At 69.6% G+C, this 17,675-nt stretch carries 18 protein-coding genes; 9 read left to right on the top strand and 9 right to left on the bottom strand.

Annotated elements, in window-relative coordinates; all coding sequences use genetic code 11:
* From L978_RS15245 to L978_RS15225, 5 genes are all read right to left on the bottom strand, one after another.
* The coding region (locus L978_RS15245; RefSeq protein WP_047524133.1) for a nucleotidyltransferase domain-containing protein at positions 1 to 760 on the bottom strand (760 nt) is incomplete at its 3' end.
* Positions 761 to 764: 4 nt separating this feature from the next.
* Positions 765 to 2,843: a bifunctional lysylphosphatidylglycerol flippase/synthetase MprF gene (locus L978_RS15240; RefSeq protein ID WP_047524132.1), complete on the bottom strand. Its 2,079-nt coding sequence runs from the start codon at positions 2,841 to 2,843 to the stop codon at positions 765 to 767.
* Positions 2,844 to 2,894: 51 nt separating this feature from the next.
* Positions 2,895 to 3,701: a tyrosine-protein phosphatase gene (locus L978_RS15235; protein ID WP_047524131.1), complete on the bottom strand. Its 807-nt coding sequence runs from the start codon at positions 3,699 to 3,701 to the stop codon at positions 2,895 to 2,897.
* 96 nt (positions 3,702 to 3,797) lie between these two features.
* Entirely contained in the window at positions 3,798 to 4,448 is a 651-nt protein-coding gene (locus tag L978_RS15230) for a DsbA family protein (protein ID WP_047524130.1), read from the bottom strand.
* Between the two features lie 73 nt (positions 4,449 to 4,521).
* Positions 4,522 to 4,950 (bottom strand): hypothetical protein, encoded by a 429-nt coding sequence (locus L978_RS15225; RefSeq protein WP_231555077.1) that lies wholly within the window; start codon positions 4,948 to 4,950, stop codon positions 4,522 to 4,524.
* A gap of 75 nt (positions 4,951 to 5,025) precedes the next feature.
* Here L978_RS15225 and L978_RS15220 point away from each other — a divergent pair, with 75 nt between their 5' ends.
* From L978_RS15220 to L978_RS15210, 3 genes are read left to right on the top strand one after another with little or no spacing between them, the layout of a single operon-like run.
* Positions 5,026 to 5,376, top strand: a complete 351-nt coding sequence (locus L978_RS15220; protein WP_047524129.1) for a PLD nuclease N-terminal domain-containing protein — start codon at positions 5,026 to 5,028, stop codon at positions 5,374 to 5,376.
* Positions 5,377 to 5,390: 14 nt separating this feature from the next.
* The gene (gene menD / locus L978_RS15215; RefSeq protein ID WP_052193797.1) at positions 5,391 to 7,037 is read left to right on the top strand and encodes a 2-succinyl-5-enolpyruvyl-6-hydroxy-3-cyclohexene-1-carboxylic-acid synthase; all 1,647 of its coding nucleotides are present in this window, start codon (positions 5,391 to 5,393) and stop codon (positions 7,035 to 7,037) included.
* 16 nt (positions 7,038 to 7,053) lie between these two features.
* The gene (locus L978_RS15210) at positions 7,054 to 7,896 is read left to right on the top strand and encodes a polyphosphate kinase 2 family protein (protein ID WP_047524127.1); all 843 of its coding nucleotides are present in this window, start codon (positions 7,054 to 7,056) and stop codon (positions 7,894 to 7,896) included.
* Between the two features lie 116 nt (positions 7,897 to 8,012).
* Here the strand turns inward: L978_RS15210 and L978_RS15205 are convergent, their stop codons facing one another.
* Entirely contained in the window at positions 8,013 to 9,266 is a 1,254-nt protein-coding gene (locus L978_RS15205; protein WP_047524126.1) for an isochorismate synthase, read from the bottom strand.
* 56 nt (positions 9,267 to 9,322) lie between these two features.
* Between L978_RS15205 and L978_RS15200 the strand changes: the two genes are divergently transcribed.
* The 5 genes from L978_RS15200 to L978_RS15180 are packed head-to-tail and all read left to right on the top strand — an operon-like array spanning position 9,323 to position 14,211.
* A complete protein-coding gene (locus L978_RS15200) occupies positions 9,323 to 9,886 on the top strand; it encodes a DUF402 domain-containing protein (protein ID WP_047524125.1) in 564 nt (187 codons plus the stop codon).
* Positions 9,883 to 10,602: a class I SAM-dependent methyltransferase gene (locus L978_RS15195; RefSeq protein WP_047524124.1), complete on the top strand. Its 720-nt coding sequence runs from the start codon at positions 9,883 to 9,885 to the stop codon at positions 10,600 to 10,602. Before L978_RS15200 ends, L978_RS15195 begins: the two co-directional genes overlap by 4 nt.
* 46 nt (positions 10,603 to 10,648) lie before the next feature.
* A complete protein-coding gene (locus L978_RS15190; protein WP_047524123.1) occupies positions 10,649 to 11,710 on the top strand; it encodes a polyprenyl synthetase family protein in 1,062 nt (353 codons plus the stop codon).
* 59 nt (positions 11,711 to 11,769) lie between these two features.
* Positions 11,770 to 13,143, top strand: coding sequence for an FAD-dependent oxidoreductase (locus L978_RS15185; protein ID WP_047524122.1), 1,374 nt, complete (start codon positions 11,770 to 11,772; stop codon positions 13,141 to 13,143).
* Between the two features lie 60 nt (positions 13,144 to 13,203).
* Positions 13,204 to 14,211: an alpha/beta hydrolase gene (locus L978_RS15180; protein WP_131492389.1), complete on the top strand. Its 1,008-nt coding sequence runs from the start codon at positions 13,204 to 13,206 to the stop codon at positions 14,209 to 14,211.
* A 25-nt stretch (positions 14,212 to 14,236) separates the two neighbouring features.
* Here the strand turns inward: L978_RS15180 and L978_RS15175 are convergent, their stop codons facing one another.
* From L978_RS15175 to L978_RS15165, 3 genes are all read right to left on the bottom strand, one after another.
* A complete protein-coding gene (locus L978_RS15175) occupies positions 14,237 to 14,875 on the bottom strand; it encodes a GntR family transcriptional regulator (RefSeq protein ID WP_047524138.1) in 639 nt (212 codons plus the stop codon).
* A 202-nt stretch (positions 14,876 to 15,077) separates the two neighbouring features.
* Positions 15,078 to 15,569 (bottom strand): YajQ family cyclic di-GMP-binding protein, encoded by a 492-nt coding sequence (locus L978_RS15170; protein WP_047524120.1) that lies wholly within the window; start codon positions 15,567 to 15,569, stop codon positions 15,078 to 15,080.
* 9 nt (positions 15,570 to 15,578) lie between these two features.
* A complete protein-coding gene (locus L978_RS15165) occupies positions 15,579 to 16,223 on the bottom strand; it encodes a hypothetical protein (RefSeq protein WP_047524119.1) in 645 nt (214 codons plus the stop codon).
* Between the two features lie 200 nt (positions 16,224 to 16,423).
* On the opposite strand from L978_RS15165, the gene L978_RS15160 reads away from it, so the two are divergent.
* Complete coding sequence (locus L978_RS15160) at positions 16,424 to 17,632, top strand: sugar ABC transporter substrate-binding protein (protein WP_047524118.1); 1,209 nt, start codon at positions 16,424 to 16,426, stop codon at positions 17,630 to 17,632.
* The last annotated feature ends 43 nt before the right edge of the window (positions 17,633 to 17,675 follow it).

The following is a 17,675-nucleotide window of genomic DNA, read 5'->3' as shown; positions in this document are numbered from 1 at the left end:
GCAACTCCTCGGCGGAGGTGCCCAGATTCCCGAGAGCGGCAGCTGCGGCCGCGCTGAACCCGCCGGTGTCGATCGGAAGGCGGGCCACGTTCGGGACGAGACCCTTCTCGTTCGTGACCCAGGTGCCGGCGGCAGCATGCCACGCGTGCGCGGTGAGCATGGTCGTCGTGGTGCCGCACAGCGACACGTAGGCGACATCGCCGGCCTTCGCGCCCTTCACCGCGGCATTCAGCAGGAAATCGACTTGCCAGAGGTTCGCGAGGAGCGCCTCCCGCAGCGCGTCGGGGTACGGGGTCACCCCGCGCGCGAGAGTGACCAGCAGCCCGTCCGGATCACGCAGCGGCACACTCGTCGCGACCTCACCCGCGTAGGCGACGTCGAGGAAGCCGAGCGGGTGCCCGGGCTGGGGATGGAAGGCGAACTGGCCCCGGACGGCGCGGGCGCACTGCTCCGTCACCCGCTCCACGTCTCGGAGGATGAGGTCCACGGGCACGCCGTCCACGATCAGCCAGGCACCGCCGTCGACCCAGGGGCCCCATCCGCCGCGCTCGGCGACCTCGACGTGTTCGCCCGTCCAGCTGCTCGCGACGCGGGCGATACCGGCGCGGTCGACGTCCGCATCCACGTACAGTCCCAGGTCGATGTCGGAGTCCGGGCGATGGGTCCCGCGGGCGCGGCTCCCGCCCAGCGCGACCGCGCGCACGCCGGGGACGCGGCCCAGGTCGTCGGCCATGGAGCGGAGGCGGCCTTCATCGAGCACGGGCTCAGTCCTTCCCGCCGCCGCGGACGAGTTCGAGCCCCGCGCCCGCGAACTGCCGCAGAGTCGCATCCGGCAGGAAAGCCCTGGTGAGGGCACCGCCGATGCGGGTGAGGTCGCTCTCGTCGCGGAAGAGCAGGTACATGGTCTCGTAGCGGGGATGGAACTTCTGCTTGAACCGGTGCAGCGAACCGAAGCCGTACACCGGTTCCAGGGCCTCAGCGAGGCGGTCGCTCAGCGCTGCGATCACACCGGCATCCGGGGGATAGTCGTGGGCGAGGGGCGCTCCGGACAGTGACATGATCTGTGCGCCCTCGTCGGAGAACTGCCGGGCGGAGGAGCCGATCAGGAACTCCATCACCGGGCCGAACCCGCCCTCGCGGCGGCGCATGAGATCGAGGGTCCGGCCCCGCACTTCGCCGTCGTCGCCGTACACGGGCAGCCAGGAGAGGAAGCCGTCGACGTCGCCGTTCGGGGCGAGCGCGAGGGCGAGCCGCACTTCGGGATCCTCGGCCTCGTCGAGCGTGCCGAGGGTGAAGCGCATCTCGGGCAGATCCTTGTCGCCGACCCATGCCTCCGAGATCGCCCGCAGCTGCTGCTGCACCCCCCACGGTTCCGCCTTGAAGTGGGTCATCCGGAAGGTCATATCCTCGCGCCCGGCCTTGTTGAGCGAAGTGCGCACCGAGTTCCACCGCTTTCCCGTGAACTCGAGTCCCGGCAGATCGACGATCGTGTCGTCCGCCACGACGATGCTCCGCCAGGTAGAGGGGACCGCCGCGCGGGTGGCCTCGTCCGCGCTGAAGAAGCACGGGACGAGACCGGCGAGCTCCGCCGTGCGGATGAACTCCTGCACCGCCTCGGCACGGGCATGCGCCGGGCCGATCGGGTCGGCGAGCGCGAGCGCGACGCCGTTGCGCCGTTGGTACGCCACGATGCCGCCGGGCACACGCGCGTAACTGTTGCCGTCCCAGGTCGTCATCCACGAGAGGGTGCCGCCGCCGTGCGTGCGCAGTTCGTGCTTCATGTCGTCCGCGGTGGGGGAGGGCTGCATGCCGAGCTTCGACTTCCGACGGGCATGGAACGCGCGGCGTACCCAGATCAGGTACACGAGCATGATCAACCAGAGGAAGCCGTTCGCGAGGGCGAGTTCGGTCTCGCCGTCCCAGCGGACGTCCACCTGGGCCTGGCTGAAGACGGTGATCAGCGTCAGCACGAGCGCGGCCGTGACGATGTTGAGGATCCCGAGCAGGAGGGCGAGCACCCAGGTCCAGCGTCGTCCGCGACGCAGCCCGTTCACGAGCACCAGGATCACGACCAGGTCGATGGCGAGGTCGATGAAGCCGCCCGAGGCGGGCTCGGTCGGACCGAACGGACCGTCGGTCGGCAGGAGGGTGGTGATGATCTCGACCGCACCGAGCACGAGGATCGCCATCACCGCGATCAGCCGCTGCTCGCGGACGGTCGTGTGACGCACGCGCAGGGTGCGATCCACCACGAGGATCAGCAGCACGGCGAGCAGATGCTCGAGGTCGGCGAGCTTGCCCCAGAACAGCATCGCGATGAAGACGAAGCCGAGCAGGATGAGCCACCCGCGCACCCGCCACGGTGGCCGGAACAGGCCCACCGCCGCAGCGATGCAGGCCATGGTGCCTCCGGAGGCCCCGACATCGAGCGCCTGTGCCTGCGTGGTCGCCCACGCCCACGGGAACGAGGAGAGCACGAGGAGCACCAGGGCGGTGGCGAAGATCGCGAACAGCTGGCCGACCGCGTAGTACGCGATCGCGACGCGCGTTCCGCGCCGGAACTCCAGGTAGGCCATGCCCCAGAACCCGGCGATCGTGAACACGTAGACCCACGGCTGGTTCACGAAGAACGTGCCCGTCAGCGGCGTCCACCACTTCCCCTCGGCGAGATTGGGCAGTCCGTAGGCGACGGTCGGGAACAGGTCGCTGTCCTCGAACGGCGTCCACAGGCCGCGCCAGATGACCCCGACGGCGAGGATCAGCACCACCATCGTCAGCGTCGCGGGGATCCGCCGCGCGAACGCCGGCAGCGGGTGCAGCGAGGGGGAGCGCTCCTCAGTCATGCGATCAGCGTAGCGACGGCACCGGCGATACGGGGAGATATGGGGGCGGGACTACTCGCCGCGTAGCACCCGCCGCAGCTCGGCGACCTCGTCGTCCGTCAGACCGCCGCTGCGGAGGTAGCCCGCGGCGTCACCGTGAGTCGCGTCGATCCAGTCCAGCGCCGTCTCGATGGCCGAGGCGGGTGATTCGGTCGCCAGCGTCTTGAGTCCGGGGGTCAGGGGAACGCCGAGCGAGGTGATGAGGCCGGTGAGCGCTTCCGCGAATCCGAGCGCGAGGTTCTTCTCGGTCTCCGTGTAGTCGTCGACGATCGCCTCACGCGGCACGCCTGCGACGGAGAGCAGGATCGCCGCAGCGAGACCCGTCCGATCCTTGCCCGCGGTGCAGTGGAACAGGACGCCGGGACGGGGGGTGCGCGCGGCGTCGAGCACCGTGCGCGCCACGGTCGCGAACTGCGCGGCGCTGTCCGTGAGGATCGCGATGTACAGCTCCTCCAGGGTCGGCACCTGCTTCAGGAGCTGGGCGACCTGGGTCACCGACAGGCTCTTGCTTCCGGCCGCGGGGAGCAGATGCTTCACCATCTCGTCCATCGCTCCGCCCTGCATGGGCAGCGGCAGAAGCGTCACGCTGCCGTCCGCGGGGAGACGGTCGGCTGCACGGGAACGCTCGGCATCCATACGCAGATCGATCACGGTGCCGATGCCGAGATCCGTCAGAGCCTGCAGTCCATCGTCGGTCAGTCCGGCGAGAGCATCGGCACGGAACAAGAGCCCGGACGCGATGGTCCCGCCTCCCGAGACCGGCAACCCGGTGAGTTCCCGGGCGTTGTGCGTCCCCTGCAGAAGCGAAGTCAGTTCCATCGTCGTCCGGGCCCTCTCCCTGAATCTGATCTCAGAGTATCGGGGTTCGTATCCGGCCTTCACCCTCGGCGGGGCTGCCGCGACGGGCGCCAGGACTCAGCCGTTCAGGGCCTTCTCGATCGCCTGCTCCGGGTCGTCCCAGGTCTCGAGCACGACCTTCTCGCCGTCCACGAAGAAGGTCGGGGTGCTGGTCACGCCGAGCTTCTCCCCGTCGGTCTTGTCCGCCTGCACGCGCTCGGCCGTCGCCGGGTCCGCGATCGCCGCGTCGTACGCGGCCAGGTCGAGTCCGAGCTCCTCGGCGATGGCGCGGAACACCTCGGGCGTCTCCTCACCCTGCTCGCCCCACTGCGCCTGCGTCTCGAACAGCCGGTGGTACATGTCCTCGAATCGGTCCTGCTGCGCCGCCGCCTCGGCGGCGAGGGCGGCCTGGGTGGAGTTGATGTGACCCGGGAGCGGGAAGTAGCGGACGACGTAGGTGATCTCGCCGTCGTACTTCTCCCGGAGCTCTTCGACGACGGGATAGAACGCCCCGCAGGCCTCGCACTCGAAGTCGAGGAACTCGACGACGGTCACGGCGCCCTCGCCCCCGTCGTCGAGTACGTGCGAGTCGGTGCGGACGGTCTGCTGCTCCGCGCCTTCGGGCGGCGTGGGGGCTGCGCGCTGGTTGAGCGCGAACACGAGGGCGACGATCAGCAGGACGATGGCGACGGCGATGGCGATCAGGGTCGCTTTGACAGAGTTCTTCATGGGGTCTCCAGACACACGGGTACGACGGGAAAGGGGATGCCGCGCGAAGGCGGCCCGAGGGACGCGTCGGTGTTCAGGTGCGGGAGATCGAGAGCTGTGTGAGCGAGAGTGCGGAGAAGAGGGGACGCGGTCCGGCGCGCGCCGGCGGTGCTGTGCGCGGGGCGCGCGAGACGAGCAGCCGTGTGCCGCGATCACGGAGACGCCGGAACAACAGCACCAGTGCGACGCAGCAGAGCGCGACGACCAGGCAGACCCCGGCGTCGGCGGTGAGGACGTCGACCGCGGTCGCGCCGTCAGCCACCGCGGTGCCGGATTCCGTGCCCGCCGACGCCGTGATGCCGGAGGCGAGGCAGAGCGTGGCGTGCACCTCGGCGGAGCCGCGCGACGTCGACCACGCGCCGACGACGAGCAGGAGCGCGAGACCGACGGCGAGGATCACACGCGCGATCATCGTCCGCTCGGCCCGTGCTCGCGGCATCCGATCCGGCGATGAGGGCAGCATTTCCCGCGCAGTCTAGCAACGGCGCCTCTGCCTCCTCCGAACCCCGGACGCTGAGGACATGCCTACACTGGAGGGGTGGCGAGACTACTGATCATCGGCGGCTTCCTCGCCGCCGTGTTCTGGGTGTTCAGCATCGTCGACTGCGCTGTGCAGCCGGCGACGCGGCACCGGGGCGTGCCCAAGGCCGCCTGGATCGCCATCGTGGTGCTCCTCCCCGTGATCGGGGGGATCCTCTGGTTCGTGATCGGTCGTCGGCGGGCCAACGGTTCCGGCGCTCGCCCGGTGATCGCCCCGGATGACGATCCCGCCTTCCTGCGCAGCATCGACAAGACCGAGCAGGATGCGCGCATCCGCCGTCTCGAAGAGGAGCTCGCGCGCCTGGACGAGGAGACCGACGAGCCTCCCGCCTCGGACCCGCGCCCGTGAGCTCGTCGCCGGCGATGGATGCGGCGGCGTCTCTGCTCGCCGATCTCGTCGCCCATGGAGTCCGCGACGTCGTCGTCTCCCCGGGTTCGCGTTCGCAGGCCCTCGCGCTCGCCGCGGTGCGACTGGCGGATGAGGGTCACCTCCGTGTGCATGTGCGCATCGATGAGAGGGTCGCCGGTTTCACCGCGCTCGGCATCGCCAGGGAGACGCAGGTCCCCGCCGCGGTGATCTGCACCTCGGGGACGGCCGTCGCGAATCTGCTGCCCGCGGTGATGGAGGCGTTCCACTCGGGCGTGCCGCTGCTGCTGCTCACCGCTGATCGCCCACCCGAGTTGCGGGGCGTCGGTGCCAACCAGGCGACGCTGCAGAACGGTCTGTTCCACCCCTGGGTGCGCGATCAGGTCGACGCGCCGGTTCCGGGAGACGGCGAGTGGGCAGGGCTCGCCGAGCGTTCGGTGGCCGCGGCGATGGGCGTGCGCGACGTCGACGCGCTTCCCGGCGTCGCAGGACCCGTCCACGTGAACCTGCCGTCGCGTGAGCCGCTCTCCGGCGCATTCCCCGAAGTCAGGGTTACTCCCGGCGATATGCCCGTCCGGCGTGCGGCCGACCCGTTCGAGCTCGCCCGGGGTCCGCGCACCGTCGTGCTGGCCGGTGCCGATGCCGGGCCGGACGCCGAGGAGATCGCCTACGCCGGCGGGTGGCCGCTGATTGCCGAGATCGTGAGCGGGGCCCGGTTCGGTCGGCAGATCGTGCACGGGTATCGCCGCCTCCTCGCGCGGGAAGAGCTCGGTGGACGTATCGAGCGCGTGGTCGTGCTGGGTCACCCGACCCTCAGCCGGGAAGCGACGGCCCTGCTCTCGCGCCAGGATGTCGACGTGGTGGCCGTCCGTCGCGGAGGGGAGGAGCTCAATCTCAACCACCGCACGCGCGCCGTCGGTGCCGTCACGGTCGCCCCCGGTGCCGCCGATCGTGCGTGGCTCGGTGCGTGGCTCCAGGCCTCCGCCGCCGAGACCGTCGACCTGAGCGAGAACGCCCCGGATCCGGAAGGCCTCGCCTCCACGGACTTCGCCGCCCGTCGGGAAGCCGTGAAGGCCGAACTCGACGCGGTCCGGCGCCCGCTCGATCGCGAGCTGCTCGTCGATGCCGTGTGGCGGGCCACCTGGCCGCACGATCGGCTCGTCTTCGGCTCGTCGCGGCTGGTGCGTGTGGCCGACCAGGTGCTCGGAGGCAAGAAGGTGCCCGTCCACGCGAATCGCGGTCTCGCCGGGATCGACGGCACGATCGCGACCGCGACCGGTATCGCCCTCGCCAGCCAGGCCGCGGGCGCTCCCGGCGTGACCAGGGTGCTGCTGGGCGACCTCGCCTTCCTGCATGACGTCGGTGCCCTGCTGCTGCCGCCGGATGAGGCGGAACCGCGTCTCCAGGTCATCGTCGGCAACGACGGCGGCGGGACGATCTTCGACGCGCTGGAGGTCGCCGCCTCCGCACCCGCGGCCGACCTCGATCGCGCCTTCTACACCCCGCACACCGTGCGACTGGAACACCTGGCATCGGCGTACGGCTGGGAGTACCAGCGGGTCACGACCCGCACCGCGCTGGATCAGGCGCTCACCACGCCGCGGGGAGGACGTCAGATCATCGAGGTGCCGCTGCCGCGTTGACTGGCAGGATGTGCGTATGAACGCGCACACCTGGACGCAGCGGCTCCGCGTCGACGAGGGTTTCCGTCTCGCTGACCTCGACCCCGACACCAAGCCCGGCTATGTCGGCGGCAAGTCGCACGGGGTGCGCGATCTCGCGGCCGGGCTCGGCGCGCTCAACGATCTGCAGGAGCGGTTGTTCGCCGAAAGCCGGGTGGGCGTGACGAAGGACGCGGTGCTGCTCGTGCTGCAGGCGATGGACTCGGCAGGCAAGGGCGGGATCGTGCGGCATGTGGTCGGGGGTGTCGATCCGCAAGGGGTCGCGCTCGCCGCGTTCAAGGCCCCGACTCCGGAAGAGCTCGCCCACGACTTCCTGTGGCGCGTCGAGAAGCGCCTGCCCGAGCCGGGGCTCATCGGCGTCTTCGACCGTTCCCACTACGAGGACGTCCTGATCGGACGGGTGCGCGGGCTCGCGGACGCCGCGGAGATCGAGCGCCGCTACGACGCGATCAACGAGTTCGAGGCGCGGGTGGCGGCGTCGGGCACCCGCATCATCAAGGTCATGCTGCACATCTCGCCGGAGGAGCAGAAGGCGCGGCTCATGGAGCGACTCGACCGGCCGGACAAGCACTGGAAGTACAACCCCGGCGATGTGGATGAACGGCTCCTGTGGTCGCAGTACATGGAGGCGTACCAGACGGTCTTCGACCGCACCTCGACGGAGGTCGCCCCGTGGCACGTGATCCCGGCGAACGCCAAGTGGTATGCGCGCCTCGCGGTGCAGGAGCTGCTGCTTGCGGCCCTCGAGGACATCGATCCGCAGTGGCCGGTCGCCGACTTCGACGTCGAGGCCGAGAAGGAGCGCCTCGCCGCGAGCTGATGACGGTGTCGGGGCCGTTCACAACTCAGGAAGATCGGCTCGACACGCGTTCGACGAGCGAGCTTCGGGCGAGAATTCTGCGTTCGTCCTGAATTGTGAGCAGGGCGGACCGGAGGCTAGGCCAGGGCGTCGACGAGCGGGCGGAACTTGACCCGGGTCTCGAGCAACTCGCTCTCCGGGTCGGAGCCGGCCACGATCCCGGCACCCGCGTACGCGGTCACCCCGATCGCGTCGGTGCCTGCCGTGAACTGCGCGCACCGGAGGGCGATCGCCCATTCTCCGTTGCCTGCCGCGTCCACCCAGCCCACCGGCCCGGCGTAGCGTCCGCGATCGAAGGGCTCGAGGTCGCGGATCGCGGCGATCGCCGTCGGGGTCGGGGTGCCGGCGACCGCTGCGGTCGGGTGCAGGACGCGCACCAGGTCCAGGGCCGATTCGCCGTCGGCCAGCTCGCCCTCGACATCGGTCGCCAGGTGGAAGAGGTTGGGCAGTTTCAGCAGGAAGGGCTGTTCGCTCGCGGCCAGGGCTCTGGTGTGGGAGCGCAGTGACGCGAGCACGCTCTGCACCGCGTACTGGTGCTCGTCGAGGTCTTTCACGCTCGAAGCGAGGTGTGCGGATGCCGCGGTGTCGGCGTCGGCATCGGCCCCGCGACCGATCGTGCCGGCGAGCACACGCGCCGTGACGGTGCCGTCGTGCACGGTGACCAGAGTCTCCGGGCTCGCCCCGATCAGCCCGTCGACCGCGAAGGCCCAGGTGTCGGGGTAGGCGGTCGAGAGGGCGCGCACGAGGCGACGCAGGTCGGACCCCGCAGGGATGCTGCCGGTCAGGTCGCGCGCGAGCACGACCTTGCTCAGCTCGCCGTCGGCGATGCGGGTCAGGGCCCGGCGCACTGCGTCCTGGTAGCGCTGAGGGGTCTGCGCGCCCGGTCCGACCGTGCCGGCCCAATGGGGTCCGTACGGCTCCGTGGCGAGTGCATCCTCGTGGACCGCTGCGTCGGCGAGGCGGATGCGGGTCTCCCAGAACCGGTCGCCGTGTCGGCCGAGCACGCGCGTCGGCAGCAGGAGCACGCTGTCGGCCGTCGACTCCTCATCGAAGGTGAAGGCACCGAAGGCGACCAGCCCGGTGCCCGGGAGCCCGATCGGATCGGTGATCTCGGCCTCGGCGGCCATCCCCCGCCAGGCCGTCGCGAGGGCTTCGACGCGTGATCCGCCGGGACGCGCCGGAGGGCGGATCTCCGCGAGCGTCTCGCCGACCGCGACGATCCCGTCCCCGCGCCGCAGCCAGGCGAGCGGGCGGGCGGGATCCGTGTAGGCGAGCAGATCTTCGACCGGGTCGATCTCTCGGGTCTCCACGACCAGGGGGGTGGTGTGCACGGTTCCAGCCTATGCCGCTCAGGGGGCAGGGATCCGCGCCGTCGTAGGGTGAGCGGATGAGTGATGCACGCCCCGCACCCGGCACCGAGATGGTCTTCCAGTGGCGAAAGTGGGACGGCTCGCCGCACTGGCGCCACGAATGCGTCTACCTCGGGGCCGACGAGTGGGGGGACTGGCTCGGGCAACCCGTGGGATGGCACAGCGAGCGCCCCGGGGCCGCGTTCCATGCGGGCGGCCCCAACGTGACGCTCATCCCCGCCAGTGGAGACCACGCGGTGACCGTGAACCGCCGTCACCGCCGCGGGATGCGCATCTACATCGACCTGGGGTGGGACGTCCGCTGGTCCGACGACCCGCTGCTCGCGACAGGCATCGACATGGACCTCGACGTCGTGCGGGTGGCGGGTGCGCGGGGGACCTGGGTCGACGACCGCGACGAGTGGGCCGAGCACAGCGCTCGGTACGGCTATCCCGCCGACGTGATGACGCATCTCGAGGCGCTCGCCCTCGACCTCGAGGAGCGGGTGCGTGCGCAGACCGCCCCGTTCGACGATGCCACCGCCGATCCCTGGCTCGACCGCCTCGAAGCCCTGGGTCTCGCGCCTAGACTGAAGCCGTGACCCCGAACGAAGCCAACCGCGCCGATCTCGGCAAGGACCCCGCCCGCGTCAGCGGCATGTTCGACCAGGTCGCCGCAGGGTACGACCGCACCAACACGGCCATGACCTTCGGCAACGACATCCTGTGGCGGGCGGCGACGACCCGCGCGGTCGCGCCGAAGCCGGGGGAGCGGATCCTCGACCTCGGAGCGGGCACCGCGTCTTCGTCGGCCTCTCTCGCCCGCAGTGGCGCCGACGTGGTCGCGGCCGACTTCTCGCCGGGGATGCTCGCCGAGGGCCAGCGCCGCCACGGGGCGATGCGCAACCTCTCGTTCGTGCAGGCGGACGCCACGGCCCTGCCGTTCGCGGATGCCGAGTTCGACGCCGTCACCATGTCGTATGCGCTGCGCAACGTGAACGACCCGAAGAAGGCCCTCCAGGAGCTGTTCCGGGTGACCAAGCCGGGAGGAAGGCTCGTGATCAACGAGTTCTCCACCCCTCCGGGCAAGCTGTTCCGTGGCGCCTACCGGCTCTACAACGATCAGGTCCTGCCGCGCGTCGCACGCGTGGCCGGCACGAACGGCGACGCGTACGACTACCTCAACGAGTCGATCCGGGAGTGGCCCGACCAGAAGAAGCTGTCGGCCTGGATCCGTGAGGCGGGGTGGACGGACGTCGCGTACCGCAATCTCACGTTCGGCATCGTCGCCCTGCACAGAGCACGCAAGCCGGAGTGATTCCTCCGCGCGAAACCGCGGCACCCGACGAAGGTAGGCTGGGAACGTGACTTCGAGCCCCATCGCCCCGGGTTCGCGACTGGCGAGCCGTCTCGGCTTCAGCGATCGCGTCTTCATCGGCCCCGCCGCCCGCCGTGTCGCGCGCGCCATCGAAGACGGGTTGGAGCTGGTCGAGACCGGACTCGCCGAGGACGTCCGCGTCGCCGATCCGCTGGCCGACGCGGCCAGCCGCTACCTGTACGAGGCCGGCGGCAAGCGCATCCGACCGGTGCTCACGCTGCTCGCCGCGCAGCTGGGCGACGGCAACACCCGCGAGGTCATCGACGTCGCCAAGGCGCTCGAGATCACGCATCTCGGCTCGCTGTACCACGACGACGTCATGGACGGGGCGGACCGCCGACGCGGCGTCCCGGCCGCGCACGCCGTGTGGGGGAACAACATCGCGATCCTCACGGGGGACATCCTGTTCTCCCGCGCGAGCCAGTTGATGTCCCGACTGGGCGAACGCGCGATCCGGCTCCAGGCCGATACGTTCGAGCGGCTCGTGCTCGGGCAGATGCACGAGACTCTCGGCCCGCAGGAGAACGACGACCCGATCGCGTTCTACATCCAGGTGCTCGCCGACAAGACCGGTTCGCTGATCGCCGCAGCCACGCAGGGCGGTGTGATCTTCTCCAACGCCCCGAGCGAGTACGAGGAGCCGCTGCGGATGTACGGCGAGAAGATCGGCGTCGCCTTCCAGCTGCTCGACGACGTGATCGACCTCTCGGCCAAGCCGGAGGAGACGGGGAAGGTGCCCGGAACCGACCTGCGCGCCGGCGTCCCGACCATGCCGTATCTGCTGCTCAAAGCCGAAGCCGACGAGGCGTCCGCCGACCTCGCTGCGCGCATCGATGACGGGGTCGCCCGGATCGCGGATGGTGCGGACCCGGCGATCCTCGACGAGCCCCTGGACGAGCTGCGCGACCACCCGGTGACGCAGAAGACCCTCGAGCTCGCGCACGCCTGGACGCAGGACGCCATCGACGCCCTCGGTCCGTTGCCGCGCGGCACGGTGCGCGAGGCCTTGACCCGATTCGCAGAGACCCTCGCCGAACGATCCAGCTGATCTGCGCGGGCGGCCCGTCGGGCCGCGCGCCGGCTGCGACGGCATACGAAAGGACCTCCATGACCAAGCTCAGACTGGCCATCGTCGGTGCGGGCCCCGCCGGCATCTACGCCGCGGACATCCTTCTGAAGGCCGAGCGCAAGTTCGATGTGTCGATCGACCTCTTCGAGCAGCTTCCGGCGCCGTACGGTCTCGTGCGCTACGGCGTGGCTCCCGATCACCCTCGCATCAAGGGCATCATCACGGCTCTGCGCGACGTGCTCGACCGCGGCGACATCCGCCTCTTCGGCAACGTGCGCTTCGGCGAGGACATCACGCTCGACGACCTCAAGAAGCACTACAACGCCGTGATCTTCGCGACCGGCGCGATCCGCGACACCTCGCTGGACATCCCCGGCATCGATGCGGTCGCCTCCTACGGAGCGGCGGACTACGTCAGCTGGTTCGACGGTCACCCCGATGTTCCGCGCGAGTGGCCGCTGGACGCCGCGTCCGTCGGCGTCCTCGGCAACGGAAACGTCGCGCTCGACGTCGCCCGCATGCTCGCGAAGCACGCGGAGGACCTGCTCGTCACCGAGGTTCCGCAGAACGTGTACGAGGGGCTCCAGGCCAGCGAGGTCACGGATGTGCACGTCTTCGGTCGGCGCGGCCCCGCTCAGGTCAAGTTCACGCCGCTCGAGCTCCGCGAACTCGGAGAGCTGCGCGACGTCGACATGGTCGTGTACGACGAGGACTTCGACTACGACGAGGCCTCGAAAGACGCGGTCGCCAGCAACAAACAGGTCATGGTCATCGACCGCATCCTGCAGTCCTGGCGCAAGCGCGACTCGGTCAACAACGCGGGAGGCACGGCCTCACGGCGCCTCCACCTGCACTTCTGGGCGCGCCCCGTCGAAGTGCGCAAGGACGAGAACGGTCGCGTGGCGGCGCTGGTGTACGAGCGCACGCGGCCCGACGGACAGGGCGGCGCCGTGGGCACGGGCGAGATGCGCGAGGTCCCGCTCCAGGCGCTGTACCGTGCCATCGGCTACTTCGGTTCGCCGCTGCCGGGTGTGCCCTTCGACAAGAAGCACGGTGTGATCCCGAACCGCGAGGGCCAGGTGCTCGCGAAGGATTCGAACGAGCGCGTGTCCGGCATCTATGCGACCGGGTGGATCAAGCGCGGCCCGGTGGGTCTGATCGGCCACACGAAGTCCGACGCCATGGAGACCGTGCGGCACATCATCAACGATCAGGGCTCCTGGTGGCACCCGGAGGACCCGTCGGAGGAGGCGATCGTCGCTCTCCTGCAGGAGCGCGGCGTGCAGTGGACCGACCTGGACGGCTGGCACCGCCTCGACGAGCACGAGATCGCCCTCGGTGCGCCGCAGGAGCGCGCTCGCGTCAAGGTCGTCCCGCGCGACGAGATGGTCCGCGTCTCCCGGGGCGAGTAGCGCCGGACCCGCTCCCGGCGTCGCGCCTGGGCTAGCCTGGCGATGACGGGGGAGGACCGCATGGCCGACTGGACGCCCGACGTGCTCGGCGACGAGTTCGAGCAGCTCACGCTCGACCTCGGCGCGGACGACCAAGGGCCCGTCGTCGCGACGCTGGTGCGCGCCCTTCCCGCGGAGCCGGGGTGGTGGGACCGGGTGCGCCGCCGTGCGCCGCAGCTCGACGGCGTCGACGTGCTCTACGTGCACGGGTGGTCGGACTACTTCTTCCAGAAGCGACTCGCGCGCTTCTGGACCTCGCGGGGGGCGCGCTTCTTCGCCCTCGATCTCCGCAAGTACGGGCGCAGCCTCCGCGAGGGGCAGACGCCCGGCTACGTCGCCGACCTGGCCACCTACGACGAAGACATCGCCGCGGCTCTGACGGAGATGGGACGCGGGAAAGGCGGGGGTGAATCCGACCGGCGCCTCGTCCTGCTCGGGCACTCCACCGGCGGTCTCACGCTCAGCCTGTGGGCGTCGCGGCATCCGGGCGTGGCCGATGCGGTGATCCTGAACAGCCCGTGGTTGGAGTTCCAGTTCGCCCCCGCCAGGGCGGCGATCGCGCCGATGGTCGAGTTGCAGGCACGGATCCGTCCGCTGGAGGCCGCACCGCAGGTCGATCTCGGGTTCTACACCCGCGCACAGCAGGAGGTCGCCGATCCCGATGACCCGATGGAGGTGAACCCCCTCTGGCGCCCGGTGCAGACCATGGCGGTCTACGCCGGATGGCTGCATGCGATCCTCTCGGGTCACAAGACCGTCGCCGGGGGACTCTCGATCACCGCTCCGGTGTGCGTGCTGCTGTCCGCGAGGTTCGTGCCTCCGACCCGTTGGTCCGAGGAGCTGACGTCGGCGGACTCCGTGCTGGTGGTCGACGACATCGCCCGTGCGGCCCTCCGCCTGGGCTCGACGGTCACCGTGGAGCGCATCGACGGAGCTCTGCACGATGTCTTCCTCTCACGTCACGAGGCGCGAGAAGACGCGTACCGGCGGCTGGACCGATGGGTCACCGGCTGGCGAGCGGCCGACTGAGTTTCCTCAGAGGTACGGAGTTTCCTCAGAGGTAGTGCATCGACCGGACGAGCTGCTCGGCGCGTCCCCCGTCACCGTCGAGGACGGCGTCGCGGAAGTCGAGGTAGATCTGCCGCATGCGGTCGCGGTCCGTCGGCGTGATCTTCCAGTTCCGGAGGTTGCGGAGGAGAGCCATGCTCGCGTCCTCCATCAGCGCCCGGTGCTGGGTGTTGCCGCAATGCTCACCCAGGTAGGAGAAGACCGCCCAGCGGGCGTCCGACGTCTTCGCGCCGTCGTCGAGTGTGGCGTACATCGCCGCCACGAGGCGGACGACGTGTGCGCGCTGCGTCGCGGTGAGCCGGGGGACCGCCAGACGCGCGGCGATGCCGGCCTGGCAGCCGGCGAACACGAGGGACTGCGCCTCGGTCTCCGCCGTCACGGAGGTGACCTCGGTGTACCGGCTCGGATACATCATCACCATCCCGAGCCGTTCGAGACGTTGCAGAGCCTCTCGCACCGGTGTCCGCGAGACGTGCAGTTCCTCGGCGACGTCGACGTCGCGGATGCGTTCGCCCTCCGTCAGTGTGCCCGTGACGATCTGCGTGCCGATGTGCCGGAAGACCTCCTCCGCCAGAAGCTGCTTGCTCTCACCGATGCCCGTCGATGTCGATCCGATGTTCCGCATGGATGCGCTCCCCGTACGCTTGTGTCCCGAGCACCCGACGTTCAGGCTCGGAGGGCCACTGCACCAGGAGGTCGCGTGGATCCCGAAGATCTCCACCCTCGCGCCAACACGAGCAGTACATCTGCATCCATTCGGAGACATACGCAGAGAGGGGGCCGGATGCCGTGGCATCCAGCCCCCTCTTGCGTACCAGCCGCCGGGGTCAGCGGTAGTTGATGAACTGCAGATCGAGGTCGAGATCGGCACCCTTGAGAAGCGCGATGACCTCCTGGAGGTCGTCGCGGCTCTTCGACTGGACGCGCAGCTCGTCGCCCTGGATCTGGCTCTTGACGCCCTTGGGACCCTCGTCGCGGATGATCTTGCCGATCTTCTTCGCGTTCTCCGAGGAGATGCCGTCCTTGAGCGTCGATACGATGCGGAACTCCTTGCCGCTGGCGAAGGGGTCGCCCGACTCGAGGCTCTTCAGGGAGATTCCGCGCTTGATGAGCTTGGACTGGAACACGTCGAGCACGGCCTTCGCCCGCTCCTCGGTGTTCGCGGTGATCAGGATCTGCTCGCCGCTCCAGGCGATCGACGCCCCGGTGCCCTTGAAGTCGTAGCGCTGCTCGACCTCCTTGCGGGCCTGGTTCACGGCGTTCTCAGCCTCCTGGTGATCCACTTTCGAGACGATGTCAAAGCTAGAGTCGTTTGCCATTCTGCAATTCTAGGCAACGGGTGTGTCGGGACCCGCTGATTCGAACACAGGCACCGTGTTGACCCGACGGTGGCCGGCGAGCGTCACCCCCACGATGCCGAGCCCGAGAGTGGTGGACAAGAAGCCGAGGAGCCCGAGCGCGGGGAGAACGGCGGCCATCTCGATGAGCGCGCGCGGGGCGCTGGCGCCGATCACCTGGGGAACCACCCAGACGACGGTCTGAATGCCGAGCGCCCAGAGCGGAGCCCCGTTCCAGGGCGCTGGGACCGTACGCGCGCGGGCCACCTGCATCGCGGCGATCACCCCGGAGATGAGTGGGATCAGCACCGACAGATACGACCAGGTCTGCCATGCTTCCGTCGCCGTCGGCTCCTGGGGGAGGACGAGCGGGCCGAGGACTGTGGCCGTCACCGGCCAGAGGGCGACGACCGCGGAGGCGGTCAGTCCCAAGGGTCTTCGTGCGACGACGCTCGCCTCACGACTCAGGCCGATGGACAGGAGGAGGATCGCGCCGGCCCAGAGGAGGTCGCTGAGGAGCGCGAGGACGACGTCCGCTCCGGGAGCGCCCAATACGGAGCTCCGCGCGATGCCGACGATGCCGCACGAGATCAGTCCGATACCGCCGAGCAGCCACGAGCGTCGGATTTTCCGCATCTCTCGACAGTATCGCGTCGTGCCGCTACCTCCCAGTTTCCTGCCGTCGTGGAAGCGTTTTCACTCCGACATTGCGAGTTCACCCCGGTCACAGGTTGATATCACCCGCTCTCTTCGTTGCAAATCGCCCTTGCTTCGATGCATACTGTAAGCGCTTGCAGTCTGTGCAGGCCACCCAGCACTGAGAGAGGCACACACCAATGAAGGTGAACAAGAGGGGCATCGCCGCCGCGGGCGCGATCGCCATCGTTTCGACTCTGACGCTCGCCGGCTGCTCCACGGGGACCAGCGGCGATGACACCTCCGGCTCCGAGGGCAGCGGCACGCTCGTCGTCTGGGTCGACGCCGAGCGCGTCGACGCCCTGCAGGGGGCGGCGGACGCATACGAGGACAAGACCGGGGTCACGGTGGAGCTGTCGGGCAAGTCCGTCGACGACATGAAGGACGACTTCATCCAGCAGGTGCCGACCGGCAAGGGACCCGATGTGGTCATGGGCGCGCACGACTGGCTCGGGGAGCTGTCGACGAACGGCGTCGTCGCTCCGATCGAGCTCGGTGACAGCGCGGGGGACTACCTCTCGGTGGCGCTGCAGGCCGCGACGTATGACGGCACCGTCTACATGCTTCCCTACGCCGTCGAGAACATCGCCGTGCTGCGCAACGCCGACCTTGTCCCGACCGCCCCGACCAGCTTCGACGACATGATCGCCCAGGGCACGTTCGTCGTGGAGCAGGGCGCCGAGGGCAACCCGTACCACCTGTACCCCTTCCAGACGGCTTTCGGCGCTCCGGTCTTCGGCACGGACGACGCGGGCAGCTACGACGCCACCGACCTGCAGCTCGGCAGCGAGGGCGGTTTCGCCTTCGCCGACTGGCTCGGCGTGCAGGGTGCGGCCGGCGTGCTGAACACGGACATCGACGGTGAGATCGCCAAGCAGCAGTTCCTCGACGGCACCGCGGCCTTCTGGCTGACCGGTCCTTGGAACGTGGGGGCGGCCACCGACGCCGGCATCAACGTCGCGATCGACCCGATCCCGAGCCCGACCGGTGAGACCGCATCGCCGTTCGCCGGCGTCAAGGGCTTCTTCGTGAGCTCCGAGTCCAAGAACAAGGTCGCGGCGAACGACTTCCTGGTCAACTACCTCGGCACGGAAGACGTCCAGCTCGAGCTGTTCAAGGCCGGCAACGTTCTGCCCGCGCTCACTGCGGCCGCCGACACGGCGGCATCCGACCCGATCATCGCCGGCTTCCAGGCCGTCGGTGCCGACGCCGTCCCGATGCCGGCCATCCCGGCCATGGGCTCGGTCTGGCAGTTCTGGGGTGTCGCCGAGGCGGCGATCATCAACGGTGCGGACCCGACGACGACGTGGCAGAAGCTCGTCGACGACGTCACCGCAGCGATCAAGTAACAGCCATCACACGGGCCCTGCCGGGGCGGACGGCGACCACCGC

Source organism: Microbacterium sp. ZOR0019 (assembly GCF_000800925.1).
GTDB classification, from domain to species: Bacteria; Actinomycetota; Actinomycetes; order Actinomycetales; family Microbacteriaceae; genus Microbacterium; species Microbacterium aurugineum.
The sequence above is the reverse complement of the archived record's forward strand: the minus strand, read 5'-3'. Positions and strand labels throughout refer to the sequence as shown.